Genomic DNA, 15,355 nt, shown 5'->3' on the forward strand with positions numbered 1-15,355 from the left:
CCGTTAGTCGATGATTTCGCCATGCAGCATGTGCTTGCCCAGCGCTACGGTGCCGACGAAGCCGGTCACGGCGATGAGCAGCGCCGCTTCGAAGAAGACGTCGGTGGCCAGCCAGATGCCGAACAGGATGATGATCGCCAGGACGTTGATGTAGAGCGTATCCAACGCCAGCACCCGATCCGGGATGTCCGGTCCCTTCACCAGACGATAGACGTTGAGCACGGCGGCCACGCCCATCATCCCCAGGCACAGCAGGGTCACGTAGGTGAGCATTCGAAGATCTCCTTGAGCGGGGCTTCATAGCGCGTCTTGACCTGGCGGATCACCGCGTCCTTGTCCGCGACATCGAGGCCGTGCAGCAGCAGGGTCTTGCGATCGCCGCTGAGGCCGGACGAGACGGTGCCGGGGGTGAGGGATACCACGCAGGCCAGCAGGGTGAGGAGGAATTCGTCCTCGATGTCGATAGGCACCTCGATGAAGGCGGGCCTGAGCGCCTCGGTACGGCCCAGCACCAGGCGCGCGACGTGCAGGTTGGCGACGACGATGTCGTACACCACCATCAGCATGTAGCGCAGCAGGAGAGCCGGGCGGCGCAGCCGGGGCGCGTGCAGCAGGAAATCCTGGCAGAGCAGCGGGATGCCCCAGCCGAGCAGCAAGCCCAGCAGCAACTGGCCGAGACTCAGGCTGTTGTTGAGCAGCAGCCAGGTCAGGGTCAGCAGGACGGTGAGCAGCGGGTGTGGCAGCAGGCGCCAGCGCTTCATGGGCCAACCCCCCGGACGATGTCGAAGTAGGGTGCGACGTCCAGCAGTTGCCGGGCAGTCTCCAAGACGTAGCCATGCAGCGGCGCCGCCAGCGCCATCAGCAGCGGGCTGCCCAGCAGCAGGCCGAGGGTGGCGGCGAGCTGGACGGGATCGAGGCGCACGTCCAGGGCCGCGCCCTTGCCGCGCCAGAACAGCGTGGTCCCGGCGCGGGACAGGGCGATGATCATGCCCAGTCCGCCGAGCAGCACCACCGGCCAGATGATCAGCGCCGGCCAGGCGGTGCCGGTGGCCTGCAGCAGCATCACCTTGCCGAGAAAGCCGGGGAAGGGCGGCAGGCCGGCGACGGATACCGCGCCGAGGAAGAACAGCCCGCCGAGCAGTCGTGCGTGCGCCAGCGGCGGACCACTGTTGAGGGTGTCGCCCTGGGAGCCGCGTTGCTGGGCGATGAGATCCGCCAGCAGGAACAGGGCACCGGCGATCCAGGTGCTGTGGACCAGATAGAAGAGGCTGGCAGCGAGCCCGGCGACGTTGCCCAGGGCCACGCCGGTCAGCAGCATGCCGACCGAGATGACCACCAGATAGCCGAGCAGCGCCTTGAGGTGGTGGGCGGCCAGGGCGCCGAACACCCCGGCGGCGAGGGTGACGGCCGCCAGTGGCCAGAGCCAGGGCAGGACGTAGTGGGCCAGCGGTCCGGCGGCAGCACCGAACACCAGCAGGAAGACGCGGACGATGGCGTAGAGCCCGACCTTGGTCATGATGGCGAACAGGGCGGCGACCGGCGCGCTGGCCGCCGAATAGGCACTGGGCAGCCAGAAGTACAGCGGCAGGATGGCTCCCTTGAGGCCGAACACCACCAGCAGCAGGAAGCCTGCCGCCGCCAGCAGCGGCGCCTGCGCGGGATCGGCGTTGGCGACCCTCAGGCCGAGGTCGGCCAGGTTCAGGGTGCCGAGCAGGCCGTAGAGCAGGCCGATGCCGACGAGGAACAGTGCCGAGCCCACCAGGTTGAGCACCACGTAGTGCAGGCCGGCGCGCACCCGCGCGGGGCCGCCACCGTGCACCAGCAGGGCATAGGAGGCGATCAGCAGGATCTCGAAGAAAACGAAGAGGTTGAACAGGTCGCCGGTGAGGAAGGCGCCGTTGATGCCGAGCAACTGGAACTGGAACAGCGCATGGAAATCCGGACCGCGCGCGTCGTCGCCGCGGCAGGCGTAGAGCGCCGCGCCAGCGGCCAGTACCGCCACGGTGACCAGCATCAGCGCGGCCAGGCGATCCAGCAGCAGAACGATGCCGAAGGGCGCCGGCCAGTCGCCCAGGGCATAGACCTCCAACTGGCCGCTGCTGGCCCGCTGCAGGAGCAGCAGCGCCAGCGGCAGCAGGGTCTCGGTGGCCAGCAGCGACAGCCCACGCGCGGTGCGGGCGGACAGCCGCGGGCGCATGAGCAGGAGAGCGCCCATGAACAGCGGCACGAGGATCGGCAGGATGATCAGGTGTTTCATCGGCGCGGCTCCTCGCCATCCACGTGGTCGGTGCGCAATTCGCCCAGGGCACGCAGCGACAGGGCGACCACGAAGGCGGTCATGGCGAAACCTATGACGATGGCGGTGAGCACCAGCGCCTGCGGCACCGGGTCGGCCTGCTCGGCGGCCTTGCCGATGACCGCCGGCACGCCGGTGCGCAGGCGCCCCATGGCGAACAGGAAGAGATTGACCGCGTAGGAAAGCAGGGTCAGGCCGAGCACCACCGGATAGAGTCGTGCCCGTAGCAGCAGGTAGACGCCGCTGGCGGTGAGCACCCCGAGGGCCGTGCAGAACAGGATTTCCATGCTAGAGCACCTCCTGGCTGGAGCCGTCCGTGTCCTTCTCGTCCCGGCTGACGTGGCCCAGGTTGGAGAGGATCAGGAGGGTGGCGCCGACGACGGCGAGGTAGACCCCGAGATCGAAGATCAGCGCGGTGGCCAGTTCGGTCTTGCCGATCAGCGGGATGGCGAAGTAGTCGAAGGCGGTGGTGAGGAAGGGCCGGCCGAACGCCAGCGAGCCCAGCCCGGTGAGGGCGGCGATCAGCACCCCGAGGCCGCAGAGGGCGTGGTAGCTGATCGGCAGGCGGCGCTGGGTCCAGGTCACGCCATGGGCCACGTACTGCAGGATCAGGGCGATGGCGGTGATCAGGCCGGCGATGAAGCCGCCACCGGGCAGGTTGTGGCCGCGCACGAAGATGAAGGCCGATACCAGCAGCGCCAGCGGCAGCAGCACCCGGGCCACGTTGTTGAGGATCATCGGATGGCTGTCGCGCGACCAGGGCGTACCCTTGGGGTCGACCAGCGGATGCGGCAGGTGCAGGTGCTTGAGCAGGCCATAGACGCCCGCCGCGGCGATGGCCAGCACGGTGATCTCGCCGAGGGTGTCGAAGCCGCGGAAGTCCACCAGGATGACGTTGACCACGTTGTAGCCACCGCCGCCGGACACCGAGTTGGCCAGGAAGAAGTCGCCGATACCGGTATAGGGCCGGGTGAGCGCGGCATAGGCCAGCAGGGCCACCAGCAGCCCCAGGCCGCCGGCCAGCAGGACGTCGCGCAGGCCGCGCAGGCTGCTGGATTCGATGGGGGTGCGATCGGGCATGAAGAACAGCGCCAGCACCAGCAGGATGATGGTCACCACCTCCACCGACAGCTGGGTCAGGGCCAGGTCCGGCGCCGAGTAGCGGGCGAACAGCAGGGAGACGATCAGGCCCACGGTGCTCAGGGTCATCAGCGCCTTGAGTCTATTGCGGTGGAAGAACACCGTCAGCACCGCGGTCAGCATCAGGATGCCCAGCCCCAGGGCGGTGAGCGGATCGAAGGGCGACAGGGCCACTGGGCCTGCGAGGCTGTCCAGCCCGGACAGCGCCGCCACCAGCAGCACCAGGGTGGCCGCCAGCATCAGCGCGATATAGCCCTGCAGCGAGCCGCTTTCCAGGCGCCCGGTGAGCCGCTGGGCGAAGCCGATCAGGCGATTGAGGCTGTGCTCGAAGACCAGCCGGGTGTCGACGTCGGGCAGGCCGGCCTGCCAGCGGAACAGCGGCTGGCGGAAGGCATAGACCAGCACGCCGCCGACCATGGCAACGAGGCTCATCACCAGGGCGGTGTTGAAGCCGTGCCAGATGGCCAGGCTGTAGTCGGGCAGGCTGCCGCCGAGGGCGGCGCTGGCGCCGGCGGCCAGCAGCGGCGCCACGGTGTAGCCCGGCACCACGCCCACCAGCAGGCACAACAGGACCAGGATCTCCACCGGGATCTTCATGTAGCGCGGCGGCTCGTGAGGCGGGTAATGGGGCAGGTCGCGCGGCTCGCCGTTGAAGAAGACGTCGTGGATGAAGCGCAGCGAATAGGCCACCGAGAAGACCCCGTAGAGCACCGCCACCGCCGGCACGATCCAGCTGAAGCTGCCGAACAGGCCGTGGTTGAGGGTCTCGTTGAAGAACATCTCCTTGCTCAGGAAGCCGTTGAGCAGCGGCACCCCGCCCATGGCCGCGGCGGCGACCATGGCCAGCACCGCGGTATGCGGCATGTAGCGCCAGAGTCCCGCCAGGCGGCGCATGTCGCGGCTGCCGGTCTCGTGGTCGATGATGCCGGCGGCCATGAACAGCGAGGCCTTGAAGGTGGCGTGGTTGAGGATATGGAACACCGCTGCCACGGTGGACAGCTGGGTGTCGAGACCGAACAGCAGGGTGATCAGGCCGAGGTGGCTGATGGTGGAGTAGGCCAGCAGGCCCTTGAGGTCGTGCTGGAACAGCGCCAGGATGGCGCCCACCACCAGGGTGGTGAGGCCGGTGAGGGTGACGATGTAGAACCACCACTCGGAATCGGCCAGTGCCGGATAGAGCCGTGCCAGCAGGAAGACCCCGGCCTTGACCATGGTCGCCGAGTGCAGATAGGCCGAGACCGGCGTCGGCGCGGCCATGGCCTGGGGCAGCCAGAAGTGGAAGGGGAATTGCGCGGACTTGGTGAAGACGCCGAGCAGCACCAGGATCAGCGCCAGCGGATAGAGGGCATGGCCGGTGATCAGCGGGCCGGCGGCGAGCACGTCGGTCAACTCGAAGCTGCCGACGATATGGCCGAGCAGCAGGATGCCGGCGAGCAGGGCCAGGCCACCGCCGCCGGTGACGGTCAGGGCCATGCGCGCGCCCTGGCGGGCTTCCTTGCTGTGGCTCCAGAAGCCGATCAGCAGGAAGGACGACAGGCTGGTCAGCTCCCAGAACACCATCAGCAGCAGCAGGTTTTCCGCCAGCACCACGCCCAGCATGGCGCCCATGAACAGCAGCAGGTAGGCGAAGAAGCGCCCGACCTTTTCGTCCTTGCTCAGGTAATAGGTGGCGTAGAGGATCACCAGCAGGCCGATGACCAGGATCATCAGGGCGAACATCAGCCCCAGGCCGTCCAGGCGCAGGCTGAGATTCAGGCCCAGGGCGGGCAGCCAGTCGACCCGGTGCAGCAGCACGGCGCCGTCCAGGACCGCCGGCAGTTGCGTCGCCAGCAGGGCCAGGGCCAGGGCGGGGGCCACGGCGGTGCCCAGGGCGCAGGCGCGCCGGCCGAAGCGATCGGTCGCCAGCGACAGCAGTGTTCCCAGGAAGGGCAACGCGATGATCAGCGCCAATACCATGCCTGCATCCTTTAGCTGAGCCGCCTCACGGCGGTTGGTAGATGGGGCTCCCTAGAGGCCTCGAGTGGCATTCGATCCCCGCGCCGGGAAGCTTGCCAGGACGACAAGGGGCACGCGGATCGATCTCTGAGTTTCGTACAAGAACCGACGGTTTAATAACCTACGGTGATAATAAAAGAGAGACCACAGATTCCTAGGCCTGTCTCCCTTACAAAATATTAGGAAACAGCCGCGAGGCGTCCAGTCTGGGATATATCCGCCGGGCAGCGGCGCTCCAGGTCTCTCTGAGACCTCTGGAGCGGGCTTTTGCTCAGGCCCGCAGGAAGGGCGGGACCCGGTGCCGCGCCAGGCGCGCCGCACCGGATAGCGGGAAGAAAAAACCCGACACGCCAAAGGAGCAAGAGAACACGCGTGTCGGGGGTAAGCGCCGGCGGTTAGCGCGCCGGCGCGGGGGAAGCGTTGCCTTGGGCGAGACGGGCGGGTTGCACGTCCCAGCCGCCACCCAGGGCCTTGTAGAGGGCGACGATGCCGCGATAGAGCTCGATCTCGCCCTGGGCCTGCTGATCTTCCGCGGCCAGGCGTTCGCGCTGGGCGTCGAGCAGCACCAGGAAGTCGGTGCCCCCTTCGCGATAGCGGATCTCGGCCTGGTCGGCGGCGGCGCGGCTGGCCACCGACTGGCGGATCAGCGCCTGCAGGCGCTCCTGGCGACGGCCGTAGTCGCTGAAGGCATTGGCGCTTTCTTCCAGGGCGGTCAGCACCTGCTGCTCATAGTTGGCCAGGGCCTCGTCGGAGCCGGCACGGGCGCCGCGCAAGCGGGCGCGGACGCTGCCTAGGTCGAAGGCCGCCCAGCTGATGCTCGGGCCAAGGCCCCAAGCACGGGCGGCGCTGCTGCCGATCTGCGAACCGCGCCCGGCGGTGAAGCCGAGAAAGCCCGAGAGACTGACCCGCGGGAACAGATCGGCGGTGGCCACCCCGACGTCGGCGGTGGCGGCGGCCAGCCGGCGTTCGGCGGCGGCCACGTCCGGACGGCGGCGCAGCAATTCGCCGGGATCGCCGATGGGCAGGCGCTTGGCGATGGCCGGCAGGGCCTTGGGCGCGAGATCCACGCTCAGGGCATCCGGGCGCTGGCCGAGCAGGGTGGCGATGCGATTGCGGGCGCGGGTGGCCTGGGCCTGGAATTCCGGCAGGCTGGCTTCGGTGGCCGCCAGCCGTGCCTCGCTGCGCTGCACGTCCAGATCGCTGCCCAGGCCTTCGTCCCTGAGGGTCACGGTCAGGCGGCGCGCTTCGCGCTGGTTGCCCAGGTTGTCGCGGGCAATGCGTTCGCGCAGCTGGGCGCCGCGCAGGTCGCCATAGGCATCCACCAGCTCGGCGATCAGGCTGACCTGCAGGCCGGCGAGGTCGGCGGCGGCGGCTTCGGCGCGTGCATCGCTGGCTTCCAGGGTGTGGCGCACGCGTCCGAACAGGTCCAGCTCCCAAGCCATGTCCAGGCCCAGGTCGTAGCGATCGCTGTTGACCCGCTCCTCGGTGAAACCGGGTTGCTGGGCCTTGCCCAGCTGGCTGCTGGCACGGCTGGTGACGGTCGGATAGAGATCGTTGGCATCGTCGTCGCGCAGGGCACGGGCGGCCCGCAGCCGGGCGAAGGCGGCGCGCAACTCGCGGTTGCCGTCCAGGCTGCTTGCCACCAGGGCGTTGAGGGTCGGGTCCTCGAACTGGCGCCACCAGAGCGCCTCGAAGCGGCCCTGGTCGTAGGCGCTGGGCTGCTGGCTGGCCTTGAGCTGGGCGGGTGCCTGCTCAGGCGCCTGGTAGTGCGGGCCGACGGCGCAGGCGGAGACCACCAGCGCCAGCAGCAGGGGAGCGAAAGCCTTCATGCCTGGGCCTCCTGGGCAACGGCGGAGCGGGCCTGGCGACGCTCCACGAAGGCGCGCACCAGAACATAGAAGAGCGGTGTGAGCAGCAAGCCGAAGAAGGTCACCCCGAGCATCCCGGAGAACACCGCGACGCCCATGGCGTGGCGCATCTCGGCGCCGGCGCCGGTGGAGGTCACCAGGGGTACCACCCCCATGATGAAGGCGAAGCTGGTCATCAGGATGGGCCTCAGGCGCAGGCGGCAGGCCTCCAGCACCGCGGCGACGCGGTCCTTGCCGGTGGCCTGCTGGTCCTTGGCGAACTCGACGATGAGGATGGCGTTCTTGCACGCCAGGCCCACCAGCACGATCAGGCCGATCTGGGTGAAGATGTTGTTGTCGCTGCCGGCCAGGATCACCCCGGTGATGGCCGAGAGCAGGGTCATGGGCACGATCAGGATCACCGCCAGCGGCAGGCTCCAGCTCTCGTACTGGGCGGCCAGCACCAGGAAGGCCAGGAGCACGCAGAGCGGGAACACCAGCAGGGCGGTATTGCCGGAGAGGATCTGCTGGTAGGTCAGCTCGGTCCATTCGAAGGTCATGCCGTTGGGCAACTCCTGCTTGAGCAGCCGCTCGATGGCCGCCTGGGCCTGGCCGGAGCTGTAGCCCGGGGCCGGCGCGCCGTTGATCTCGGCGGTCAGGAAGCCGTTGTAGTGCATCACCCGGTCGGGGCCGGCGGTGTCGCTGATCTTGACGAAGGTGGACAGGGGCACCATCTCGCCGCGGTCGTTGCGCACCTTGAGCTGGCCGATCTGCTCGGGCTCCAGGCGGAAGCGCTGGTCGGCCTGGACGTTGACCTGGAAGGTACGGCCGAAGCGGTTGAAGTCGTTGGCGTAGACCGAGCCCAGGTAGGCCTGCAGGGTGTCGAAGATGGCGTCGATGGGCACCCCGTGGGTCTTGGCCTTCTCGCGATCGATGTGGGCATCGATCTGCGGCACGTTGACCTGGTAGCTGGTGAACAGCGACTCCGGCGCCAGCTCCGGCAACTGCCGCGCCTTGGCCAGCACACTCTGGGTCTGGGCGTAGAGTTCCTCGTAACCCAGGTTGCCGCGGTCTTCCACCTGCAGGCGGAAACCGCCGATGCTGCCAAGGCCCTGGACCGGTGGCGGCGGGAAGATGGCGATGATGGATTCCTGGATGGCGGCGAATTCACCGTTCAACTGCGCGGCGATGGCGCCGGCCGACAGCGAGGGATCGCGGCGCTCCTCGAAGGGCTTCAGGGTCACGAAGACGATGCCGCTGTTGGGGCTGTTGGTGAAGCCGTTGATGGACAGGCCGGGGAAGGCCACGGTGCTTTCCACGCCGGGGTGCTTGAGGGCGATGGCCGACATGCGGCGGATGACGTCCTCGCTGCGATCCAGGGTGGCGGCGTCGGGCAACTGGGCGAAGGCCACCAGGTACTGCTTGTCCTGGGGCGGCACGAAGCCGGTCGGCGTCTTCACCAGGCCCAGGCCGGTCAGGCCCAGGAGCACCACATAGAGCACCAGCACGATGGAGCCGCCGCGCAGCACCCGGCGCACGGCGCCGACGTAGCCGTGGCTGGCCTTGTCGAAGAAGCGGTTGAAGGGGGCGAACAGCCAGCCACCGAACAGTCGGTCGAGCAGCCGCGAGAAGCGGTCCTTGGGCGCGTCGTGGCCCTTGAGCAGCACTGCGGCCAGGGCCGGCGACAGGGTCAGGGAGTTGAAGGCCGAGATCACCGTGGAGATGGCGATGGTCAGGGCGAACTGGCGATAGAACTGCCCGGTGAGGCCGGAGATGAAGGCGGTGGGGACGAACACCGCGCAGAGCACCAGGGCGGTGGCGATGATGGGCCCGGTCACCTCGCCCATGGCGCGCCGGGTGGCGGCTACCGGATCGAGGCCGAGGCCGATGTTCCGCTCGACGTTTTCCACCACCACGATGGCGTCGTCCACCACGATGCCGATGGCCAGCACCAGGCCGAACAGCGACAGCGCATTGAGCGAGAAGCCGAAGGCGTGCATCACCGCGAAGGTGCCGATCAGCGATACCGGCACCGCCGCCAGCGGAATGATGGAGGCGCGCCAGGTCTGCAGGAACAGGATCACCACCAGCACCACCAGGATGATGGCTTCGAACAGGGTGTGCACTACGGCCTCGATGGAGCCGCGCACGAAGATGGTCGGGTCGTAGACGATCTCGTAGTCCATGCCCTGGGGGAAGCTCTGCTTGAGCTCGGCCATCTTGGCGCGCACCTGGTTGGACAGGTCGATGGCATTGCTGCCGGGGCGCTGGAAGATCGGGATGGCCACCGCCGGCTGGTTGTTCAGCAGGGAGCGCAAGGCGTACTGGTTGGACCCCAGTTCGATGCGGGCGATGTCGCGCAGCCGGGTGATCTGGCCGTCGCTGCCGGCGCGCACGATGATGTTGGCGAATTCCTCCTCGTCCACCAGGCGGCCCTGGGTGTTGATGGCCAGCTGGAAACTGGTGCTGCCCGGCGCTGGCGGCGCGCCCAGGGCACCGGCGGCGACCTGGCGGTTCTGCTCGCGGATGGCGGCGACCACGTCGCTGGCGGTCAGGCCGCGCGAGGCCACCTTGTCCGGATCGAGCCAGACGCGCAGGGAATAGTCGCCCATGCCGAACAGCTGGACATCGCCCACGCCGTCCAGCCGCGCCAGCTCGTCCTTGACGTTGATCAGGGCGTAGTTGGACAGATAGAGCATGTCGTAGCGCTGATCCGGCGAGGTCAGGTGCACCACCATCGCCAGGTCCGGCGAGGCCTTGTCGGCGGTCACGCCGAGGCGCTGCACCTCTTCCGGCAGCTTGGGCAGGGTGCGGGTGACGCGGTTCTGCACCTGTACCTGGGCGGTATCCAGGTTGGTGCCCAGGGCGAAGGTGATGGTCAGGGTCAGCTTGCCGTCGGCGGTGGACTGGGACGACAGGTAGAGCATGTGCTCCACGCCGTTCATGGCCTGCTCCAGGGGCGCGGCGACGGTCTCGCCGATCACCTTGGGGTTGGCGCCGGGGAAGGTGGCGCGCACCACCACGGTGGGCGGCACCACCTCGGGGTATTCGCTGATCGGCAGTTGGAACAGCGAGATGGCTCCGCCGATCAGGATGATCAGCGAGAGCACGGCGGCGAAGATCGGCCGGCGGATGAAGAACTGGGAGAAGTTCATCGGAGCAGTCCTTGAGCGAAAGGCGTGCAGAGGCGCAGCCATCGCGGTCATGGACCGCTCCTACAGGTACGGACGCCTAGGAGCGGTCCATGACCGCGATACCGCGATGCCTGGACGGGTGAAAGTCTGAAACGGGACGGGGTGAAGCTAGGGGCTAGCGACTACCCACCTTGAGCGGCTGGCTGGGCGCCGGCAGGCTGGCCAGTACCGCGTCGCGCTGGCGCTTGAGGGCGGCCAGGGTGGTGGCATCGGCCATGGGTACCGACTGGGCGTCGACGGTCATGCCCGGGCGCACCCGCTGCAGGCCGTTGACCACGATGCGATCGCCGGCTTCCAGTCCCTTGCGCACGATGCGCAGGCCTTCCAGGCGTGGGCCCAGGTCGACGGTGCGGTAGGCGGCCTTGCTCTGGCCGTCCACCACCAGCACGAATTTCTTGCCCAGGTCGGTGCCCACGGCGGCGTCCTGGATCAGGGTGCCTTCGTAGGTGCCGCTGCCCACCAGCCGCAGCCGGGCATAGAGCCCTGGGGTGAAGCGGCCATCGGCGTTGTCGAACACGGCGCGCCCGTGGATGGTGCCAGTGCGCGGATCGAGCTGGTTGTCCATGAAGTCCATGTGGCCTTCATGGGAGAAGTCGTCCTCGTTGGACAGCGCCATGTAGACCGGGCTGGCGGTGCCGCGCTGACCCTGGCGGGCCAGGGCCTGCTGCTTGAGGAAGACGCGCTCGTCGGCGTCGAAATAGGCATAGACCTTGTCGGTGGAGACCAGGGTGGTGAGGCGGGTGTCACCGGCGTTGACCAGGTTGCCGGCGGTCACCTCGGCGCGACCGACGCGGCCGTCGATGGCGGCGCGGACCTCGGTGAAGCCCAGATTCAGGCGCGCGGCGTCCAGTTGCGCCTGGGCCGCGGCGACGCTGGCCTTGGCTTCCTGGGCGGCGCTGCGGCGGGCCTCGACGATTTCCGCGGAGATGGCGTTGCTGCTGCGCAGGCGTTCGCCGCGGGCGGCTTCGTCGGCGGTGCGGCTGGCGTTGGCGCGGGCCTGTTGCAGCTCGGCCTCGAGGCGCTTGACCTCGGCCTGGAAGGGTCGCGGATCGATCTGCAGCAGCAGGTCGCCGCGCTTGACCTGGGCCCCTTCGTGGAAGAGCACGCGGTCGACGTAGCCGGACACGCGGGGACGCACCACCACGGATTCCGGCGCTTCCAGGCGGCCGGTCACCTCGTCCCACTCCACTACCGGCTGGCGCAGCACCTCGGCGGCGCTCACCTTGGGCGCGGGCGGGGCGGCACTGGCCTGGGGATGGGAATCGCCGCAGGCAGCGAGCAGAAGCGTTGAAGTCAGGGCCAGGGGGCCGAGGGTTTTCGCGAAGAGTTCCATGTTCGAGTCCGCCCGAGGTGGAAAGAGGTCAGGGAGGCGAGTCTGCCGCCGTGCGCGGGCAGCGACGAATCGAAGGGCTCGAACTTATTTATCGATGGCGATGATGGTTTTGTCGTAGGTATCGCCGATGGTGATGGCCTTCACCGGAAAGGGCCGCGGTTGAGCCCTTCCGCCCGAGCAAGGGCAGGGTTTAGCCTCAAAGACTGTCCGGATCGCCGATGAACATCTGGATGCGCGACCTCAGCCAACGCTCGCCGGGGTCGTGATCCTGGGCACCGCTCCAGGCCATCGGCAGCTCATGGCCGCCGTCGTGCAGCTCGGCGGGCGGGTCCTCGTAGCGAAGGCCACCGGTGCTGGCCAGCAGCCGCGCGGTGTAGTCCGGGACCATCACCAACAGGTCGGTTTCCGCCAGCAGCGAGCCCAGGCCGTTGAACTGGGGCACCGCCAGCACCACCCGGCGCTGGCGGCCGAGTTTATCCAGCAATTCGTCGACATAGCCGGTGAGGTCGCCGGCGTAGGACACCAGGGCATGGGGTCGCGCACAGTATTCGTCGAGGGTCAGGCGTCCGGGCTTGCTGTCGGCACGCAGCACCTTGAAGCCGAAGCGGCGCACCGGACGACGCTTGGCGTTGGCCGGCAATTCCTCGGTATAGCCCACCGCCACGGTGATCTCGCCGGAGGCCAGCATGCCGGCGGCGGTCAGGTAGTTCATCCGCCGCACCACCAGGGTGGTCCCCGGCGCCTCGATGCGGATGCGCCGCAGCAAGGGCGGCAGCAGGGCGAATTCCACGTCGTCGGAAAGGCCGACGCGAAATACCCGATCGGCGCTGGCCGGCTCGAAGCTCTGGGTGCGGCTCACCGCGCTGGAGATCTGGTCCAGCGCCGGCGACAGCAGGGCGGCGATCTCCTGGGCCCGTGGCGTGGGTTCCATGCTGCGCCCGGTGCGGACGAACAGCGGATCGTCGAACAGGGTGCGCAGCCGCGCCAGGGCGGCGCTGATCGCCGGCTGGCCGAGGAACAGCTTTTCCGCGGCACGGGTGACGCTGCGTTCGAGCATCAGGGTCTCGAACACGATGAGCAGATTGAGGTCGACGCGACGCAGATCGGTACGGTTCATTCAGGCCCCGGCAGGGAGTGGATCGATACCCCCGATGTCCATTATCGATGGGGATGCATAGAATCCTAAGGGAAGGCTGGTTAGAGTCCTAGTCATAGCAGTCCGCCTCGGCAACCGTTCCGGGGTCGGCATCAACGCGAGGTAGTCCCATGTCCCGCCTGATCCAGTTCACCGAATTCGGCCCGCCGGAGGTGCTCACCTGCATCGACCGGCCCACGCCCGTGGCCGGGCCCGGCGAGGTGCTGGTCAAGGTACAGGCCATCGGCGTGAGCTGGTACGACGTGCTCTGGCGGCAGAACCTGGCCCCCGAGCAGGCCAATCCGCCAGCGGGTCTGGGTTGCGAGCTGGCCGGGGTGGTCACCGCCCTGGGCGAGGGTGTCGCAGAATTCGCCGTGGGCGATCGCGTGGCCAGTTTCCTGGGCCACGACATCAATCGCTATCCGGCCTACGGCGACGAGCTGGTCTACCCGGCCACCTCCCTGGTGCGCTACCCGGAGGTGCTCACTCCGGTCGAGGCCGCGGTGCACTACACGCCGCTGCTGACTGCCTATACCGGCCTGGTACACCAGGCCCGCCTGCAGCCGGGCGAATGGGTGCTGATCACCGACGCCAGCCGCTGTTGCGGACCGGTTTCCATCCAGTTGGCCAAGGCCCTGGGCGCTCGCATCATCGCCAGTACCCATGATGCCGCCGACCGCGATTACTTGCGCGAACTCGGTGCCGACAAGGTCATCGCCGCCGAGGAAGAGGACCTGGTCAGCCGCATCGCCAGCATCACCGACGGCGTAGGCGTGCACGTGGCCCTGGATGCCCTGGGCGGCCCGCAGCTGGCACTGCTCGGCGAGGCCATGGCGCCCCGTGGGCGGCTGCTGCTCTACGGCCTCAACGGCGGCAACCAGACCCCGCTGCCGGCCTGCGCGGCCTTCAAGAAGAAATTCAAGCTCTACATCCACTGTGTGCAGGATTTCACCGGCCAACCGGAGATGGGCCTGGAAGCGGACTGCGCCGCGGTGCGCGAAGCCCTGCAGCACATCGACCAACTGACCCGCGACCGTCTGCTCAAGGCGCAGATCAAACAGGTGTTCCCCTTCGACCAGTACGTCGAGGCCCATCGCTGCATGGAGCAGTGCCCGACCCGGGGTCGGGTGGTCATCAGCGTCGACTGAGCCTGAAGCGCAGAAAAACCCACGCCTTGGCGTGGGTTTTTTGTGGCCCTTCAGCGGCTCAGGCGGCGGCTTTCTTCTGCAACGGTGGGTTGGCGCGGTTGACCCGCGTCTTGGCACCGAAGAAGGCCACGCTGAGGAAGTGCAGCGGGCTGATCCGCTCCAGCACCAGCTTCAGCACCACCGGGAGGAGCAGGCCCATGACCATACTGATGGTGAAGACCACCCAGATGTCGTGCACCTGCAACTTGTTCAGCACGATGCGGGCGCCGGCGGTACCGAAGACGTGGAACAGGTAGATCTCGAAGGAGAAGTAACCCAGCCAGGCCAGCGGCTTGAAATAGAACCGGCGGGCGATCAGCAGGCTGATGGCGGCCAGGCCCAGGGCGGTGCCGACGACGGTCATGTCGTTCTCGTCGAGATCGACCAGCTCGAACAGATAGGCCTGGTCGATACCTACCAGGATAGCCAGGGCCACGGCCATGGTCGTGACGTTGCGGCGAGTGATGAGCTGGTCGCCGAAGCGGTAGAGACCCAGGCCCAGCAGGAAGAAGGGGAACAGCTGCACGGCCTTGTAGAGGCTGAACAGGTCCGGGAAGCTCTCCCAGGCGAAGGAAGCCGCCAGGGCCACGGCGAACACCAGGCCATAGTTGCGCAGGGTCAGCAGCAGGCCGGCCTTCTCCAGCAGGGCGATCACCACGAAGATGCAGAAGATCGACTGCAGGAACCAGAAGTGCGCGTAGCTGAAGAAGTAGATGCTGAAGATATCGGTCAGCTGCGGCTTGTAGTTGGTATTGGGCACGGCCATCTGCATGGCGAAGAACAGCGTCGAGACCACCAGCAGGGGAATGCCGATGCGCTTGAACTTGCCCTGGTAGAAGCGCGACAGGTCGCTGCCGGTATTCACCGGGCGCAGGGCGTAGACGTAGCCGGAGATGGCGGTGAACAGCGGCATCCGGATGTAGACGAGCGAATCGTAGAGGTAGCGCAGCACGGAGTCGTCGGGCACCTTCATGCCGAGGGTGGACGAACTGCCGATGACGTGGCCCGCTACCATCAGAAACAGCGCCAGTCCGCGAATGGTCTCTATTCGCAGATCCTTCTCGGGCGTGGTCTTGGTCATGCTGAGTCCTCTGTACGAGCTAAGGCGAGACAGCGTTGCCTCAATCGAGCGATGGGGAACGGATGTCGGCGCATCGTTCATCTGAGCCCGCTGAGCTTAGGCTAGTTCGCATCCGTCCTTATCGAGGCAAAGGGAAAAGCCGGGGTT

Annotated in this window: 11 protein-coding genes; 1 reads left to right on the forward strand and 10 read right to left on the reverse strand. The window is 67.6% G+C overall.

Going from position 1 to position 15,355, the window contains the following annotated elements; all coding sequences use genetic code 11:
- Nucleotides 1-3: 3 nt before the first annotated feature.
- The 9 genes from AR540_RS11115 to AR540_RS11155 form a co-directional block, all read right to left on the reverse strand.
- The gene (locus tag AR540_RS11115) at nt 4-273 is read right to left on the reverse strand and encodes a K+/H+ antiporter subunit F (protein WP_059228879.1); all 270 of its coding nucleotides are present in this window, start codon (nt 271-273) and stop codon (nt 4-6) included.
- Nucleotides 258-761, reverse strand: a complete 504-nt coding sequence (locus AR540_RS11120) for a Na+/H+ antiporter subunit E (RefSeq protein WP_059228881.1) — start codon at nt 759-761, stop codon at nt 258-260. Before AR540_RS11120 ends, AR540_RS11115 begins: the two co-directional genes overlap by 16 nt.
- The gene (locus AR540_RS11125; protein WP_059228883.1) at nt 758-2,257 is read right to left on the reverse strand and encodes a monovalent cation/H+ antiporter subunit D; all 1,500 of its coding nucleotides are present in this window, start codon (nt 2,255-2,257) and stop codon (nt 758-760) included. Before AR540_RS11125 ends, AR540_RS11120 begins: the two co-directional genes overlap by 4 nt.
- On the reverse strand, nt 2,254-2,583 hold the full coding sequence (locus tag AR540_RS11130; RefSeq protein WP_017642337.1) for a Na+/H+ antiporter subunit C: 330 nt from the start codon (nt 2,581-2,583) through the stop codon (nt 2,254-2,256). Before AR540_RS11130 ends, AR540_RS11125 begins: the two co-directional genes overlap by 4 nt.
- 1 nt (nt 2,584) lies before the next feature.
- The gene (locus AR540_RS11135) at nt 2,585-5,392 is read right to left on the reverse strand and encodes a monovalent cation/H+ antiporter subunit A (protein WP_059228885.1); all 2,808 of its coding nucleotides are present in this window, start codon (nt 5,390-5,392) and stop codon (nt 2,585-2,587) included.
- A gap of 434 nt (nt 5,393-5,826) precedes the next feature.
- Complete coding sequence (locus tag AR540_RS11140; RefSeq protein ID WP_059228887.1) at nt 5,827-7,260, reverse strand: efflux transporter outer membrane subunit; 1,434 nt, start codon at nt 7,258-7,260, stop codon at nt 5,827-5,829.
- Nucleotides 7,257-10,433 (reverse strand): efflux RND transporter permease subunit, encoded by a 3,177-nt coding sequence (locus AR540_RS11145; protein ID WP_059228889.1) that lies wholly within the window; start codon nt 10,431-10,433, stop codon nt 7,257-7,259. Before AR540_RS11145 ends, AR540_RS11140 begins: the two co-directional genes overlap by 4 nt.
- A gap of 154 nt (nt 10,434-10,587) precedes the next feature.
- On the reverse strand, nt 10,588-11,805 hold the full coding sequence (locus AR540_RS11150; protein WP_059228892.1) for an efflux RND transporter periplasmic adaptor subunit: 1,218 nt from the start codon (nt 11,803-11,805) through the stop codon (nt 10,588-10,590).
- A gap of 196 nt (nt 11,806-12,001) precedes the next feature.
- Nucleotides 12,002-12,922 (reverse strand): LysR family transcriptional regulator, encoded by a 921-nt coding sequence (locus AR540_RS11155; RefSeq protein ID WP_059228894.1) that lies wholly within the window; start codon nt 12,920-12,922, stop codon nt 12,002-12,004.
- A gap of 149 nt (nt 12,923-13,071) precedes the next feature.
- On the opposite strand from AR540_RS11155, the gene AR540_RS11160 reads away from it, so the two are divergent.
- Nucleotides 13,072-14,088, forward strand: coding sequence for a zinc-dependent alcohol dehydrogenase family protein (locus AR540_RS11160; protein ID WP_059228896.1), 1,017 nt, complete (start codon nt 13,072-13,074; stop codon nt 14,086-14,088).
- Between the two features lie 58 nt (nt 14,089-14,146).
- Here the strand turns inward: AR540_RS11160 and AR540_RS11165 are convergent, their stop codons facing one another.
- Nucleotides 14,147-15,208 (reverse strand): acyltransferase family protein, encoded by a 1,062-nt coding sequence (locus AR540_RS11165; protein ID WP_059228898.1) that lies wholly within the window; start codon nt 15,206-15,208, stop codon nt 14,147-14,149.
- Nucleotides 15,209-15,355: the final 147 nt, after the last annotated feature.

This window comes from Pseudomonas sp. EpS/L25, assembly GCF_001512295.1.
In the GTDB taxonomy this organism is placed as follows: Bacteria; Pseudomonadota; Gammaproteobacteria; order Pseudomonadales; family Pseudomonadaceae; genus Chryseomonas.